Origin of the sequence: Streptomyces sp. NPDC096136 (assembly GCF_044763325.1) — a bacterium.
In the GTDB taxonomy this organism is placed as follows: Bacteria; Actinomycetota; Actinomycetes; order Streptomycetales; family Streptomycetaceae; genus Streptomyces.
In genome coordinates, this window is the sequence record NZ_JBIWFZ010000003.1 from 63,836 (window position 1) to 78,294 (window position 14,459).

Consider the following 14,459-nt stretch of genomic DNA (forward strand, 5'->3'; position numbering starts at 1 on the left):
CCGGTTCCGGGACTCACGGACGTAACAGAGAGAGGTAATCCAATGGCTGGACCCCAGCGCCGCGGCAGCGGTGCCGGTGGCGGCGAGCGGCGGGACCGGAAGGGTCGCGACGGTGGCGCTGCCGCCGAGAAGACCGCTTACGTTGAGCGCGTTGTCGCGATCAACCGCGTCGCCAAGGTTGTCAAGGGTGGTCGTCGCTTCAGCTTCACCGCGCTCGTCGTGGTGGGTGACGGTGACGGCACCGTAGGTGTCGGTTACGGCAAGGCCAAGGAAGTTCCCGCGGCCATCGCCAAGGGCGTCGAGGAAGCCAAGAAGAACTTCTTCAAGGTTCCCCGCATCCAGGGCACCATCCCGCACCCGATCCAGGGCGAGAAGGCGGCCGGCGTTGTCCTGCTGAAGCCTGCTTCCCCCGGTACCGGTGTTATCGCCGGTGGCCCGGTGCGCGCCGTTCTGGAGTGCGCCGGCGTTCACGACATCCTGTCGAAGTCGCTCGGCTCCGACAACGCGATCAACATCGTGCACGCGACCGTGGAGGCCCTCAAGGGCCTGCAGCGTCCCGAGGAGATCGCGGCTCGCCGTGGTCTGCCCCTCGAGGACGTCGCCCCCGCGGCTCTCCTTCGTGCGCGTGCAGGGGCGGGTGTGTGATGGCTCGCCTCAAGATCACGCAGACGAAGTCGTACATCGGCAGCAAGCAGAACCACCGCGACACGCTGCGTTCGCTCGGGCTCAAGCGCCTGAACGACGTCGTCGTCAAGGAGGACCGCCCCGAGTTCCGCGGCATGGTGCACACCGTCCGCCACCTCGTGACGGTTGAGGAGGTTGACTAATCATGGCTGAGAACAGCCCGCTGAAGGCTCACAACCTCCGTCCGGCCCCCGGCGCCAAGACCGCGAAGACCCGTGTCGGTCGTGGTGAGGCGTCGAAGGGTAAGACGGCTGGTCGTGGTACCAAGGGTACGAAGGCCCGCTACCAGGTTCCGCAGCGCTTCGAGGGTGGGCAGATGCCCCTCCACATGCGCCTGCCGAAGCTGAAGGGCTTCAAGAACCCGTTCCGCACCGAGTTCCAGGTGGTCAACCTGGACAAGCTCGGTGCCCTCTACCCCGAGGGTGGAGAGGTCACGGTGGCCGACCTGGTCGCCAAGGGCGCGGTTCGCAAGAACAGCCTCGTCAAGGTCCTGGGCCAGGGCGAGATCTCCGTGGCGCTGACGGTTTCGGTTGACGCCGTCTCCGCCTCCGCCAAGGAGAAGATTGCCGCCGCAGGCGGTTCCGTGACCGAGCTCGTCTAAGACGAACTCAGTGACAAATAGCTAAAACCCGACCGGGGATGCCTCACATATGGGGCATCCCCGGTTGGTCGTTCCACGGGGGGCGCAGTCGCCGGTAAGGTGGCCTGCACCTTTGCTTGTACGTAATCGTCGATCCTCAGACCGTCACCTCTGACGCAGTAGCGCGGGGGTCGCAGGAGGCACCGTGCTCACCGCGTTCGCCCGGGCGTTCAAGACGCCCGACCTGCGCAAGAAGCTGCTCTTCACGCTCGGCATCATCATGCTGTACCGGCTCGGGTCCCACATCCCGGTCCCCGGCGTGAGCTACAAGAACGTTCAGATCTGTGTGGACCAGATGGGGAGCAGCAACAGCCTCTTCGGTCTGGTCAACATGTTCAGCGGCGGTGCGCTGCTGCAGATCACGATCTTCGCGCTCGGCATCATGCCGTACATCACGGCGAGCATCATCCTGCAGCTGCTGACCGTGGTCATCCCGAAGCTGGAGAACCTCAAGAAAGAGGGTCAGTCCGGCACCGCGAAGATCACTCAGTACACGCGCTATCTGACGGTCGCGCTCGCGATCCTCCAGGGCACCGGCCTGGTCGCCACCGCGCGTACCGGCGCCCTGTTCGGCACCTGCCCGGTCGCTCGCGAGATCGTCCCGGACCGCTCGATCTTCACCACGGTCACCATGGTGATCACCATGACCGCCGGTACCTGCATCGTCATGTGGCTCGGCGAGCTCATCACCGACCGCGGCATCGGCAACGGCATGTCGATCCTGATGTTCATCTCGATCGCGGCCGGCTTCGTCTCCGCCCTCTGGACGATCAAGCTCCAGGGCAAGATCGCTGATGGCTGGGTGGAGTTCGGGGTCGTCATCCTCGTCGGCCTCGCGATGGTGGCCCTGGTGGTCTTCGTCGAGCAGGCCCAGCGCAGGATCCCCGTCCAGTACGCGAAGCGCATGATCGGTCGCCGCGCCTACGGGGGCACGTCCACCTACATCCCGCTCAAGGTGAACCAGGCCGGTGTCATCCCGGTCATCTTCGCCTCGTCGCTGCTGTACATCCCGGCCCTGATCGTGCAGTTCAGCGGCTCGACCGCCGGCTGGGCGACCTGGATCCAGAAGCACTTCGTCAAGGGCGACCACCCGTACTACATCGCCGCCTACTTCCTCCTGATCGTCTTCTTCGCGTTCTTCTACGTGGCGATCTCGTTCAACCCCGAGGAAGTTGCCGACAACATGAAGAAGTATGGTGGGTTCATCCCGGGCATCCGCGCCGGCCGGCCCACCGCTGAGTACCTGAGCTACGTACTCAACCGGATCACCTGGCCGGGGTCGCTGTACCTGGGTCTCATCGCTCTAGTGCCGACAATGGCGTTGGCCGGCTTCGGAGCGAACCAGAACTTCCCGTTCGGCGGGACGAGCATCCTGATCATCGTGGGTGTGGGTCTGGAAACCGTGAAGCAGATCGAGAGCCAGCTCCAGCAGCGCAACTACGAAGGGTTCCTCCGCTGATGCGAATCGTCCTCGTCGGACCCCCCGGGGCGGGCAAGGGAACGCAGGCCGCGTTCCTCGCCAAGAACCTGTCGATCCCGCACATCTCCACGGGCGACCTCTTCCGCGCCAACATCAGCCAGGGCACGGATCTCGGCCTGCGCGCGAAGGCGTTCATGGACGCCGGTGAGCTCGTTCCCGACGAGATCACCATCGGCATGGCCAAGGACCGCATGGAGCAGTCGGACGCCGCGGGCGGCTTCCTGCTCGACGGCTTCCCGCGCAACGTCGCCCAGGCCGAGGCCCTGGACGAGATGCTGACCGGTGCCGGCATGAAGCTGGACGCCGTCCTCGACCTGGAGGTCGAGGAGGACGAGGTCGTCAAGCGCATCGCCGGCCGGCGGATCTGCCGCCAGGACTCCGCGCACGTCTTCCACGTGATCTACGCGGCTCCGAAGGCCGAGGGCGTCTGCGACCAGTGCGGCGGCGAGCTGTACCAGCGGGGCGACGACTCCGAGGCCACGGTCCGCAACCGGCTGGAGGTCTACCACACGCAGACCGAGCCGATCATCGACTACTACAAGGCCCAGGGCCTGCTGGTGACCATCTCCGCCCTCGGCGAGGTGCACGAGATCACCAAGCGGGCGATGGACGCCCTGAAGAAGTAGTCACTCCTGTTCGTGACCGACAGTACGGCCGCGGTGTCCTTCGGGCATCGCGGCCGTACTGTTGGGAAGACCCCGTTTTTCGAAGGTGGAAGGCCGTTTCATGGTTCAGCTGAAGACCCCCGAGCAGATCGCGAAGATGCGCGAGGCAGGGCTGGTCGTCGCCGCGATCCACGCGGCGACCCGTGAGGCGGCCGTGCCCGGCGCCACGACGCGCGACCTCGACATGGTGGCCCGCAAGGTCATCGCCGACGCCGGGGCGAAGTCGAACTTCCTCGGCTACGGCGGCTTCCCCGCAACCATCTGCACGTCGGTGAACGAGGTCGTCGTCCACGGCATCCCGGACGACAAGACGGTCCTCAAGGACGGCGACATCATCTCCATCGACGCCGGCGCCATCGTCGACGGCTGGCACGGGGACGCGGCGTACACGGCCTTCGTGGGCACCGGTCACGCTCCGGAGCTGGTCGAGCTCTCCCGGGTGACCGAGGAGTCGATGTGGGCCGGTATCGCGGCCATGAAGGCGGGCAACCGCCTCGTGGACATCTCCAAGGCCATCGAGGGCTACATCAAGCGCCAGCCCCGTCCCTCCACCGGTGAGCACAGCCTCGGCAAGTTCGGGATCATCGAGGACTACGGCGGCCACGGCATCGGCACCGAGATGCACATGGACCCCCACCTGCTGAACTACGTCACGCGCAAGCGGGGCAAGGGCATCAAGCTGGTCCCGGGCCTGTGCCTGGCGATCGAGCCGATGGTGTCCCTGGGTACCCCCCAGACGGAGGTACTCGCCGACGACTGGACGGTCATCACCACGGACGGCACCTGGTCCTCGCACTGGGAGCACTCGGTCGCCCTCACGGAGGCCGGTCCGATCGTCCTGACCAGCCCGGACTGCGGCAAGGCGAAGCTCGCGGAGTACGGCGTCACCACGGCGCCGGACCCCCTCGGGTAGCCGTCGGTTAATGATCTAGACTCTGGGGCAAACTTTCCGGATTCGTCTTTCTGGGTGCCCTGACGTAGACTGACTCGTCGGCTCACGTGCATTCGCATGTCCGTGGGCTGATCAAGGTAGCCGATTCGAAAGGCGAAGCGTGGCCAAGAAGCAAGGTGCCATCGAGATCGAGGGCACCGTGATCGAGTCCCTCCCGAACGCCATGTTCAAGGTGGAACTCCAGAACGGTCACAAGGTCCTCGCGCACATCAGCGGCAAGATGCGTATGCACTACATCCGCATCCTTCCCGATGACCGGGTCGTTGTGGAGCTGTCTCCGTACGACCTGACGCGTGGCCGGATCGTCTACCGATACAAGTAGATCTTGCCCCCGCACCCCGCTCCGGCGCGGGTGGTGGCACTGACCCGGAGAACCTCACCCACATGAAGGTCAAGCCGAGCGTCAAGAAGATCTGCGACAAGTGCAAGGTGATCCGCCGTCACGGCCGGGTCATGGTCATCTGCGACAACCTGCGCCACAAGCAGCGCCAGGGCTGACGCACGCCGACCGACCTGCCTTACGCAGTTCTTCGCGCGACGTAACAAAACGTACATACGCAGAGCCCGCCCAGCCCTGACAGGGGCCGGCGGCACCTCCGGCGGGGGCCGGGGACCCGGACGTACCACCACCCGTTTCGCGGTGGTCGGCGGTCGGGAGTGGTTCTGCGGAAGACCCCCGAACACACAGGAGCCATTGAATGGCACGCGTTTCCGGTGTTGACATCCCGCGCGAAAAGCGTGTGGAGATCGCACTCACCTACGTCTTCGGTATCGGGCGCACCCGGTCCAAGGAGATCCTCGCCTCCACCGGCGTGAACCCGAACACCCGCGTTCGTGACCTGGCCGAAGAGGACCTCGTCAAGATCCGCGAGTACGTGGACGCCAACCTCCGTACCGAGGGTGACCTCCGCCGCGAGATCCAGGGCGACATTCGCCGCAAGATCGAGATCCAGTGCTACCAGGGCATCCGCCACCGCCGTGGCCTGCCCGTGCACGGTCAGCGCACCAGCACGAACGCGCGTACCCGCAAGGGCCCGCGTCGCGCGATCGCCGGTAAGAAGAAGCCGGGCAAGAAGTAGTCCTGTTCAGCGGTCTTGCGCTGTAGGACCGACCACCTCCCGTAGGAGTAAGAGATGCCCCCCAAGGGTCGTCAGGGCGCTGCCAAGAAGGTGCGCCGCAAGGAAAAGAAGAACGTCGCTCACGGGCACGCCCACATCAAGAGCACGTTCAACAACACCATCGTTTCGATCACGGACCCGTCCGGCAACGTGATCTCCTGGGCCTCCGCCGGCCACGTCGGCTTCAAGGGCTCGCGCAAGTCCACCCCCTTCGCCGCGCAGATGGCCGCCGAGTCGGCCGCCCGCCGCGCGCAGGAGCACGGCATGCGCAAGGTCGACGTCTTCGTCAAGGGTCCCGGCTCCGGCCGTGAGACCGCGATCCGCTCCCTCCAGGCCACCGGCCTCGAGGTGGGTTCGATCCAGGACGTCACCCCCACCCCGCACAACGGCTGCCGCCCGCCGAAGCGCCGCCGCGTCTGACGCAGCGGACGCACCTGTGCGTTCTTGAGTGTCCGGGCGGCACGAACCCTTCGGGGGACGTGCCGCCCGTACCCTTGTAAGACCGCGGCCTCCGGGCCGCACCCGTCGGGCGTCAAATAGTGGGCGTCCACGACTTGAAGGAACAGACATGCTTATCGCTCAGCGTCCTTCGCTGACCGAAGAGGTCGTCGACGAGTACCGCTCGCGGTTCGTGATCGAGCCGCTGGAGCCGGGCTTCGGCTACACCCTCGGCAACTCCCTGCGCCGTACCCTCCTGTCCTCCATCCCGGGTGCCGCTGTCACCAGCATCCGCGTGGACGGCGTCCTGCACGAGTTCACCACCGTGCCGGGCGTCAAGGAAGACGTCACGGACATCATCCTCAACATCAAGCAGCTGGTCGTCTCCTCGGAGCACGACGAGCCGGTCGTGATGTACCTGCGCAAGCAGGGTCCCGGCCTGGTCACCGCTGCCGACATCGCGCCCCCGGCCGGTGTCGAGGTGCACAACCCGGACCTGGTCCTCGCCACGCTCAACGGCAAGGGCAAGCTGGAGATGGAGCTGACCGTCGAGCGCGGTCGCGGCTACGTCTCCGCCGTCCAGAACAAGCAGGTGGGCCAGGAGATCGGCCGTATCCCGATCGACTCCATCTACTCGCCGGTCCTGAAGGTCACCTACAAGGTCGAGGCGACCCGAGTCGAGCAGCGGACCGACTTCGACAAGCTCATCGTCGACGTCGAGACCAAGCAGGCCATGCGCCCGCGCGACGCCATGGCGTCCGCCGGCAAGACCCTGGTCGAGCTGTTCGGTCTGGCCCGCGAGCTCAACATCGACGCCGAGGGCATCGACATGGGCCCGTCCCCCACGGACGCCGCCCTGGCCGCCGACCTGGCGCTGCCGATCGAGGAGCTCGAGCTCACGGTCCGCTCGTACAACTGCCTCAAGCGCGAGGGCATCCACTCCGTGGGTGAGCTCGTGGCCCGCTCCGAGGCCGACCTGCTCGACATCCGCAACTTCGGTGCGAAGTCGATCGACGAGGTCAAGGCGAAGCTCGCCGGCATGGGCCTGGCCCTCAAGGACAGCCCGCCCGGATTCGACCCGACCGCCGCCGCCGACGCCTTCGGCGCCGACGACGACGCGGACGCCGGTTTCGTCGAGACCGAGCAGTACTAAGAGATGACTTTCCCGGGGCGTCCGCCCCGGGGGAACTGACACCGGTACCTGACACGGCCGGTGCAGATATGAAGGAGTAACACCATGCCGCGTCCCGCTAAGGGTGCCCGTCTGGGCGGCTCCGCCGCGCACGAGAAGCACCTTCTCGCGAACCTCGCGAAGGCGCTCTTCGAGCACGGCCGCATCACCACCACCGAGGCCAAGGCCCGCCGCCTGCGTCCCTACGCCGAGCGTCTGGTCACCAAGGCCAAGAAGGGCGACATCCACAACCGTCGCCTGGTGCTGCAGACGATCACGGACAAGAGCATCGTGCACACGCTGTTCACCGAGATCGCCCCGCGCTACGAGAACCGCCCCGGTGGTTACACGCGCATCACCAAGATCGGCAACCGTCGTGGCGACAACGCCCCGATGGCCGTGATCGAGCTCGTCGAGGCCCTCACGGTCGCCCAGCAGGCCACCGGCGAGGCCGAGGCCGCCACCAAGCGTGCGGTGAAGGAGGCCGAGGCCAAGTCCGAGGCTGCCGAGACCGAGGCTGTCGAGGAGACCAAGGAGGCCTGATCCCGCTCCGGGATCGAGCTTGCTTGATCGGCTCTGAACGGGCCCGCCCCTTCCCGGGGCGGGCCCGTTCTGCATTTCTGTGCGTCTGAGAGGATCTGTCACGTGAGTGACGAGGTGGAGCCCGGGCACGTCCGGGTACGGCTGGACCTGTCCTACGACGGCAAGGACTTCTCCGGCTGGGCGAAGCAGCGCACGCTGCGGACCGTCCAGGGCGAGCTGGAATCGGCCCTGAAGACCGTGATGCGGCTGCCCGACCCGGTCGAGCTGACCGTCGCCGGGCGCACCGACGCCGGCGTGCACGCCCGCGGGCAGGTCGCGCAGTTCGACATCGCGGAGGAGGTCTGGGCCGAGCACCACGACAAGCTGCTGCGCAGGCTGGCGGGCCGCCTCCCGCACGACATCCGGGTGTGGAAGGTCGCCGAGGCCCCCGAGGGCTTCAACGCGCGGTTCTCCGCGATCTGGCGCCGCTACGCCTACCGGGTCGGCGACCACCAGGGCGGGGTGGACCCGCTGCGCCGCGGGCACGTGCTGTGGCACCAGTGGCCGCTGGACGTGGACGCCATGAACGAGGCCTCGCGCGCCCTGCTCGGCGAGCACGACTTCGCCGCGTACTGCAAGAAGCGCGAGGGCGCCACGACCATCCGCACCCTCCAGCAGCTCGGCTGGGAGCGGGGCGAGGACGGGATCGTCACCGCGACCGTGCGGGCCGACGCCTTCTGCCACAACATGGTCCGCTCGCTGGTCGGCGCGCTGCTGCACGTCGGCGACGGGCACCGGCCCGTCGAGTGGCCCGGCCGGGTGCTGGCCGCGGCCGTGCGGGACTCCTCGGTGCACGTGGTCAAGCCGCACGGGCTGACCCTGGAGGAGGTCGGCTACCCGGCGGACGAGCTGCTCGCCGCCCGCAGCAAGGAGGCGCGGAACATGCGCACCCTGCCGGGCAAGGGCTGCTGCTAGCGGGTATTGCGTTTGGGTCCGGCCCCGCAGGACCGGGAGAATGCCCGGCATGGGACATCTCGAAGCCAGCCACCTGGAGTACTACCTTCCCGACGGGCGGGTGCTCCTCCCCGACGTCTCCTTCCGGGTGGGGGAGGGGGCGGTGGTCGCCCTCGTGGGGGCCAACGGCGCCGGCAAGACCACCTTGCTCAAGCTGATCTCCGGTGAGCTCCAGCCGCACGGCGGCGCGGTCACCCACACCGGCGGCCTCGGCGTGATGTCCCAGTTCGTGGGCTCGGTGCGCGATGAGACGACGGTCCGGGACCTGCTCGTCTCGGTGTCCCAGCCGCGCATCCGGGAGGCGGCGAAGGCCGTGGACCGGGCCGAGGAGCTGATCCTCACCGTCGACGACGAGGCCGCCCAGATGGCCTACGCCCAGGCGCTGAGCGACTGGGCCGACGTCCAGGGCTACGAGGCGGAGACGCTCTGGGACGTCTGCACGATGGCCGCGCTGGCCGTCCCGTACGACCAGGCGCAGTTCCGTGAGGTGCGCACCCTCTCCGGCGGTGAGCAGAAGCGGCTCGTGCTGGAGGCGCTGCTGCGCGGGCCGGACGAGGTGCTGCTGCTCGACGAGCCGGACAACTACCTCGACGTCCCGGGCAAGCGCTGGCTGGAGGAGCAGCTGCGGGCCACGCGCAAGACGGTCCTGTTCGTCTCCCACGACCGGGAGCTGCTGACCCAGGCCGCCCAGAAGATCATCAGCCTGGAGGCGAGCCCGATGGGCTCCGACGTCTGGGTGCACGGTGCGGGCTTCGGCACTTACCACGAGGCCCGCAAGGAGCGCTTCGCCCGGTTCGAGGAGCTCAAGCGGCGCTGGGACGAGGAGCACGCCCGGCTGAAGGCCCTGGTGCTGCGGCTGCGCAACCAGGCCGCGAGCAGCCCCGACATGGCCTCGCGCTACCGGGCGATGCAGACCCGCTTCCAGAAGTTCGAGGAGGCCGGCCCGCCGCCGGAGCCGCCGCGGGAGCAGGACATCAAGATGCGGCTCAAGGGCGGGCGTACGGGCGTGCGCGCGCTGACGGTGGCGAACCTGGAGCTGACCGGGCTGATGAAGCCGTTCTCCCTGGAGGTGTTCTACGGGGAGCGCGTCGCGGTGCTCGGCTCGAACGGCTCCGGCAAGTCGCACTTCCTGCGGCTGCTGGCGGGCGAGGACGTCAAGCACACCGGCGACTGGAAGCTCGGCGCACGGGTGATTCCCGGCCATTTCGCGCAGACCCACGCCCACCCGGAGCTTTTCGGCCGGACCCTCGTCGACATCCTGTGGACGGAGGCGGCCAAGCCCCTGGGGCAGGCGATGGGGGCGCTGCGCCGCTACGAGCTGGAGCGCCAGGCGGAGCAGCCGTTCGAGAAGCTGTCGGGCGGCCAGCAGGCGCGGTTCCAGATCCTGCTGCTGGAGCTGGCCGGGACCACGGCGCTGCTGCTGGACGAGCCGACGGACAACCTCGACCTGGAGTCGGCGGAGGCCCTGCAGGACGGCCTGGAGGCGTACGAGGGGACGGTGCTGTGCGTGACGCACGACCGCTGGTTCGCGCGCACATTTGACCGTTACTTGGTCTTCGGTTCAGACGGTGTTGTGCGGGAGACTCAGGAGCCCGTGTGGGACGAACGTAGGGTCGACCGGAAGCGCTAGGGGGCGGGACCTCCCCCCAGCGGGTCGAGGGGGAGGCGTCGTGGGGCTGCGGCCTAGCATCTGGCTCATGCGCATCTGGGTGACGGACGGTGGCCGTCCGGTCACGGGCGGCCGGAGGACGGCCTGGCTGCTCGGGCCGGCGCCGCGGTCCTGGCGGGCGGTGGCGCTGGTGGTGCTGCTGGCGGTGTCGGTGTCGACGAGCCTGCGGGCGAACTGGGGCTCGGACAACGCCTTCGTGGTCAAGGCGGCGGACGCGCTGCTGGAGGGGGTCTCCCCGTACGAGGACAAGCGCTTCCTGTACCTGCCCAGTGCCGTGCTGATGGCGGTGCCGGAGGCGCTGGTGCCCCGGGAGGTGCTGCGCTGGCTGCTGCCGGCGGGGATCTCGGGGCTGGTGGCCCTCGGGTGGTGGGCGTCGCTGCGGCTGTTCTCGGTGCCGCTGTGCTCGCGGTTCGCGGTCGGCGGGCTGGGGCTGCTGGCGCTGGCGTACAAGCCGTACCTGAACCTGGTCCTGATCGGGAACTGGACGGCGATCTCGGTGGCGGCGCTGCCGGTGGCGCTGCTGCTGGCGCACCGGAGGTCCTGGGCGGCGGCGGGCCTGGTGGTGGGGCTGGCGATCGCCTGCAAGCCGATGCTGGTGCCGGTCGGGCTGGTCTTCGTCCTGGCCCGGCGGTGGCGGGGGCTGGCCGTGGCGGTGCTGGTGCCGGTGGGGCTGTCGCTGGCGGGGGCGCTGCTGATGCCGAGCCCGACGCTGTTCTTCACCAAGACGCTGCCGTTCCTGCTCCAGGGGCAGGACGCGTACGCGCTGCCCTGGGACGCCTCGCCGATCGCGGTGCTGCCGCGGCTGGGGGTGCCGCAGCCGGTGGCGGTGGTGGTGGCGGGCGCGGGGGCGGCGGCCGGGCTGTGGGCGGCGTGGCGGCGGTGGCGGCGGCCGGACCCGCAGGGTGACGGGGGTGAGCTGCGGCTGGTGGAGACGGCCTGCACGGTCATGCTCGCCGTGTTCCTCGTCTCACGTCCGTCCTTCGACCACTACCTGCTGCTGGTGCTGCCGCCGCTGCTGGCGTCGGGGGTCCGGGAGGGCTCCGCACCCCGTTCGGGCTGGTTCTGGGCGGCTCTGGTGCCCCAGGCGGCGGGGATCCCGTGGCCCTCGGAGATCGCCCACAAGAGGCGGGCCTTCCGGGACTGCCTGACCCTGTGCGGGCTCGCGGGACTGCTGGTGCGTCGTGCGCTGCGCTCCGGCCGGGTTACTCTGGAACCCGTAACAACTGCGGGGTCCCCACCCAGGACCGAACCGGAGTGCGCCGTGATGCCGGCAGTATCGGCATCGCGGACCGCGTTTTGACCCGTACGGGTCTGCTTGGGTATCCTGCTGGTTTGTTATGCGTATTGGCTTTCTCATTCTCACGTGAAAGGGCCTTACGCCGGTCCACCGGACCGATGACCAGCAGTTCACGCGGGTGCGTCCCCGCTGTGAACGAGGGCTGTCGTGATCGTCCGTGGTGACCCTGTCAGGACCCTTCCCGCGGGGCTTGCGCCCTATGGGATGACCCACCACTGAAGAAGCGAAGGCATACGCGTGCGTACGTACAGCCCCAAGCCCGGCGACATCTCGCGCCAGTGGCTCGTCATTGACGCCCAGGACGTCGTCCTCGGCCGTCTGGCGACTCAGGCCGCTACCCTCCTGAAGGGCAAGCACAAGCCGACTTACGCCCCCCACATGGACATGGGCGACTTCGTCATCATCATCAACGCCGACAAGGTTCACCTGTCCGGCAACAAGGCCTCCCAGAAGATGGCCTACCGCCACTCCGGCTTCCCGGGTGGTCTGCGTGCCGTGCGCTACGACGACCTCCTCGCGAACAACCCGGAGAAGGCCGTCGAGAAGGCCGTCAAGGGCATGCTCCCCAAGAACTCCCTGGGCCGTCAGATGCTCTCGAAGCTGAAGGTCTACTCGGGCGACCAGCACCCGCACGCTGCGCAGCAGCCGGTGCCGTTCGAGATCACCCAGGTCGCGCAGTAGTTCCGGCCACCCCCTAAACACAGAGAATTCTGAGGAGCATCGTGGCCGAGACCACCGCCGAGACCCCCGTCGACGAGTTCGAGGGCGTCGAGGAGTACACCACCGAGTCGGACGTCGTCGTCGAGGGCGACTACACCTCCGAGTCCCTTGCCGGTCGCTTCGGCGACCCCCAGCCGGCCGCCGGCCTGGGCCGTCGCAAGAACGCCATCGCCCGCGTCCGGATCGTTCCGGGCACCGGCAAGTGGAAGATCAACGGTCGCACCCTTGAGGACTACTTCCCCAACAAGGTGCACCAGCAGGAAGTCAACGAGCCCTTCAAGCTCCTGGAGCTCGACGGCCGCTACGACGTCATCGCCCGCATCTCGGGTGGCGGCGTCTCCGGCCAGGCCGGCGCCCTGCGCCTCGGCGTGGCCCGCGCGCTGAACGAGGCGGACGTGGACAACAACCGCCCGGCGCTGAAGAAGGCCGGCTTCCTCTCCCGCGACGACCGTGCGGTCGAGCGCAAGAAGGCCGGTCTCAAGAAGGCCCGTAAGGCTCCGCAGTACAGCAAGCGTTAATCTGCGCCTGCTGTTCAGCAACGAAACCGCCCCGGCAGCACTCTCCGTGCTGTCGGGGCGGTTCGTTTACCGCCAAAAGCGGCAAACATCTGTCACTAGCGGTCACCTAGCGAAGCGTGAACTCGGGAGGACAACAGTGGGACGACTCTTCGGGACGGACGGTGTACGAGGCGTCGCCAACGCGGATCTGACGGCTGAGCTCGCGCTCGGCCTCTCCGTGGCGGCCGCGCACGTACTGGCCGAGGCGGGCACCTTCGCGGGCCACCGCCCCACGGCCGTGGTCGGCCGTGACCCCCGCGCTTCGGGCGAGTTCCTGGAGGCCGCGGTCGTCGCGGGCCTCGCCAGCGCCGGCGTGGACGTCCTGCGCGTCGGTGTGCTGCCCACCCCGGCGGTGGCGTATCTCACCGGTGCGCTGGGCGCCGACCTCGGCGTGATGCTCTCCGCGAGCCACAACGCCATGCCCGACAACGGCATCAAGTTCTTCGCGCGCGGCGGCCACAAGCTCGCCGACGAGCTGGAGGACCGCATCGAGTCGGTCTACGAGGAGCACCGCACCGGCGCTCCCTGGGACCGGCCCACCGGCGCCGGCGTCGGCCGCGTCTCGGACTACGACGAGGGCTTCGACAAGTACGTCGCCCACCTGATCGGCGTCCTGCCCAACCGTCTCGACGGGCTGAAGATCGTCCTGGACGAGGCGCACGGCGCGGCCGCCCGCGTCTCGCCCGAGGCCTTCGCCCGGGCCGGCGCCGAGATCGTCACCATCGGTGCCGAGCCCGACGGCCTGAACATCAACGACGGCTGCGGCTCCACCCACCTCGACCTGCTCAAGCAGGCGGTCGTCGAGCACGGGGCGGACCTCGGCATCGCCCACGACGGCGACGCCGACCGCTGCCTGGCGGTGGACGCCGCGGGTGACGAGATCGACGGCGACCAGATCCTCGCCGTGCTCGCCCTCGCCATGCGCGAGGCGGGCCAGCTGCGCGAGAACACCGTCGTCGCCACCGTCATGTCGAACCTGGGCTTCAAGCTGGCCATGGAGGGCGAGGGCATCGCCTTCGTCCAGACCGCGGTCGGCGACCGGTACGTCCTGGAGTCGATGAAGGAGCACGGCTACGCGCTGGGCGGCGAGCAGTCCGGCCACGTGATCATCCTCGACCACGCCACCACCGGCGACGGCACCCTCACCGGCCTCATGCTGGCCGCCCGGGTCGCCGCCACCGGCCGCTCGCTGGCCGAGCTCGCCGGGGTCATGACGCGGCTCCCGCAGGTCCTGATCAACGTCAAGGACGTCGACAAGTCCCGCGTCTCCACCTCCGCCGAGCTGGCCAACGCCGTCACCGAGGCGGAGCGCGAGCTCGGCTCCACCGGACGGGTGCTGCTGCGCCCCTCGGGCACCGAGCCCCTCGTCCGCGTGATGGTCGAGGCCGCCGACATCGAGCAGGCCCGCGCGGTCGCCGGGCGGCTCGCGGACGTGGTGAAGTCGGCCCTCGGCTAGGACCTCACCCCGCAGGACCGTGTGGCGCACCCGGTGGGGGCGGAGCTTCCGCCCCCACCGGGTGCGCCGCGGCCGT

18 protein-coding genes are annotated in these 14,459 nt (G+C 68.5%); all 18 read left to right on the forward strand.

The features are described 5' to 3' along the window. Positions 1-42: 42 nt before the first annotated feature. The 18 genes from rpsE to glmM all read left to right on the forward strand — a co-directional run bounded on the left by rpsE (position 43) and on the right by glmM (position 14,383). On the forward strand, positions 43-645 hold the full coding sequence (gene rpsE / locus ACIRBY_RS06570; RefSeq protein WP_007265914.1) for a 30S ribosomal protein S5: 603 nt from the start codon (positions 43-45) through the stop codon (positions 643-645). Continuing rightward, entirely contained in the window at positions 645-827 is a 183-nt protein-coding gene (gene rpmD / locus ACIRBY_RS06575) for a 50S ribosomal protein L30 (protein WP_005313525.1), read from the forward strand. Before rpsE ends, rpmD begins: the two co-directional genes overlap by 1 nt. 2 nt (positions 828-829) lie before the next feature. Beyond that, a complete protein-coding gene (rplO, locus tag ACIRBY_RS06580) occupies positions 830-1,285 on the forward strand; it encodes a 50S ribosomal protein L15 (RefSeq protein ID WP_042812339.1) in 456 nt (151 codons plus the stop codon). Between the two features lie 184 nt (positions 1,286-1,469). Further along, on the forward strand, positions 1,470-2,783 hold the full coding sequence (gene secY, locus ACIRBY_RS06585) for a preprotein translocase subunit SecY (RefSeq protein ID WP_403897031.1): 1,314 nt from the start codon (positions 1,470-1,472) through the stop codon (positions 2,781-2,783). Next, entirely contained in the window at positions 2,783-3,430 is a 648-nt protein-coding gene (locus ACIRBY_RS06590; protein ID WP_403897034.1) for an adenylate kinase, read from the forward strand. The genes secY and ACIRBY_RS06590 overlap by 1 nt, the downstream gene beginning before the upstream one ends. Positions 3,431-3,530: 100 nt before the next feature. Next, the gene (gene map, locus ACIRBY_RS06595; RefSeq protein ID WP_403897036.1) at positions 3,531-4,382 is read left to right on the forward strand and encodes a type I methionyl aminopeptidase; all 852 of its coding nucleotides are present in this window, start codon (positions 3,531-3,533) and stop codon (positions 4,380-4,382) included. A gap of 139 nt (positions 4,383-4,521) precedes the next feature. Further along, entirely contained in the window at positions 4,522-4,743 is a 222-nt protein-coding gene (gene infA, locus ACIRBY_RS06600; protein WP_003956442.1) for a translation initiation factor IF-1, read from the forward strand. A 62-nt stretch (positions 4,744-4,805) separates the two neighbouring features. Continuing rightward, positions 4,806-4,919: a 50S ribosomal protein L36 gene (rpmJ, locus tag ACIRBY_RS06605; protein ID WP_003956441.1), complete on the forward strand. Its 114-nt coding sequence runs from the start codon at positions 4,806-4,808 to the stop codon at positions 4,917-4,919. Positions 4,920-5,119: 200 nt separating this feature from the next. Continuing rightward, positions 5,120-5,500 carry a 30S ribosomal protein S13 gene (gene rpsM, locus ACIRBY_RS06610; protein ID WP_007265919.1) on the forward strand — a complete coding sequence of 127 codons (381 nt, stop codon included), beginning with the start codon at positions 5,120-5,122 and terminating at the stop codon, positions 5,498-5,500. 54 nt (positions 5,501-5,554) lie between these two features. Continuing rightward, the gene (gene rpsK / locus ACIRBY_RS06615; RefSeq protein ID WP_003956432.1) at positions 5,555-5,959 is read left to right on the forward strand and encodes a 30S ribosomal protein S11; all 405 of its coding nucleotides are present in this window, start codon (positions 5,555-5,557) and stop codon (positions 5,957-5,959) included. Between the two features lie 148 nt (positions 5,960-6,107). Beyond that, complete coding sequence (locus tag ACIRBY_RS06620) at positions 6,108-7,130, forward strand: DNA-directed RNA polymerase subunit alpha (RefSeq protein WP_215023456.1); 1,023 nt, start codon at positions 6,108-6,110, stop codon at positions 7,128-7,130. 84 nt (positions 7,131-7,214) lie between these two features. Next, complete coding sequence (gene rplQ, locus ACIRBY_RS06625) at positions 7,215-7,691, forward strand: 50S ribosomal protein L17 (RefSeq protein WP_042812344.1); 477 nt, start codon at positions 7,215-7,217, stop codon at positions 7,689-7,691. 102 nt (positions 7,692-7,793) lie between these two features. Further along, entirely contained in the window at positions 7,794-8,645 is an 852-nt protein-coding gene (gene truA / locus ACIRBY_RS06630; protein ID WP_403897040.1) for a tRNA pseudouridine(38-40) synthase TruA, read from the forward strand. A gap of 40 nt (positions 8,646-8,685) precedes the next feature. After that, positions 8,686-10,314: an ABC-F family ATP-binding cassette domain-containing protein gene (locus ACIRBY_RS06635; protein WP_403897043.1), complete on the forward strand. Its 1,629-nt coding sequence runs from the start codon at positions 8,686-8,688 to the stop codon at positions 10,312-10,314. 67 nt (positions 10,315-10,381) lie between these two features. Further along, on the forward strand, positions 10,382-11,653 hold the full coding sequence (locus ACIRBY_RS06640) for a glycosyltransferase family 87 protein (protein ID WP_403897046.1): 1,272 nt from the start codon (positions 10,382-10,384) through the stop codon (positions 11,651-11,653). A gap of 234 nt (positions 11,654-11,887) precedes the next feature. Continuing rightward, positions 11,888-12,331 carry a 50S ribosomal protein L13 gene (rplM, locus tag ACIRBY_RS06645; protein WP_403897048.1) on the forward strand — a complete coding sequence of 148 codons (444 nt, stop codon included), beginning with the start codon at positions 11,888-11,890 and terminating at the stop codon, positions 12,329-12,331. 41 nt (positions 12,332-12,372) lie between these two features. After that, positions 12,373-12,888, forward strand: a complete 516-nt coding sequence (gene rpsI / locus ACIRBY_RS06650; protein ID WP_045945298.1) for a 30S ribosomal protein S9 — start codon at positions 12,373-12,375, stop codon at positions 12,886-12,888. A 136-nt stretch (positions 12,889-13,024) separates the two neighbouring features. After that, positions 13,025-14,383, forward strand: coding sequence for a phosphoglucosamine mutase (gene glmM / locus ACIRBY_RS06655; protein WP_403897051.1), 1,359 nt, complete (start codon positions 13,025-13,027; stop codon positions 14,381-14,383). Positions 14,384-14,459: the final 76 nt, after the last annotated feature.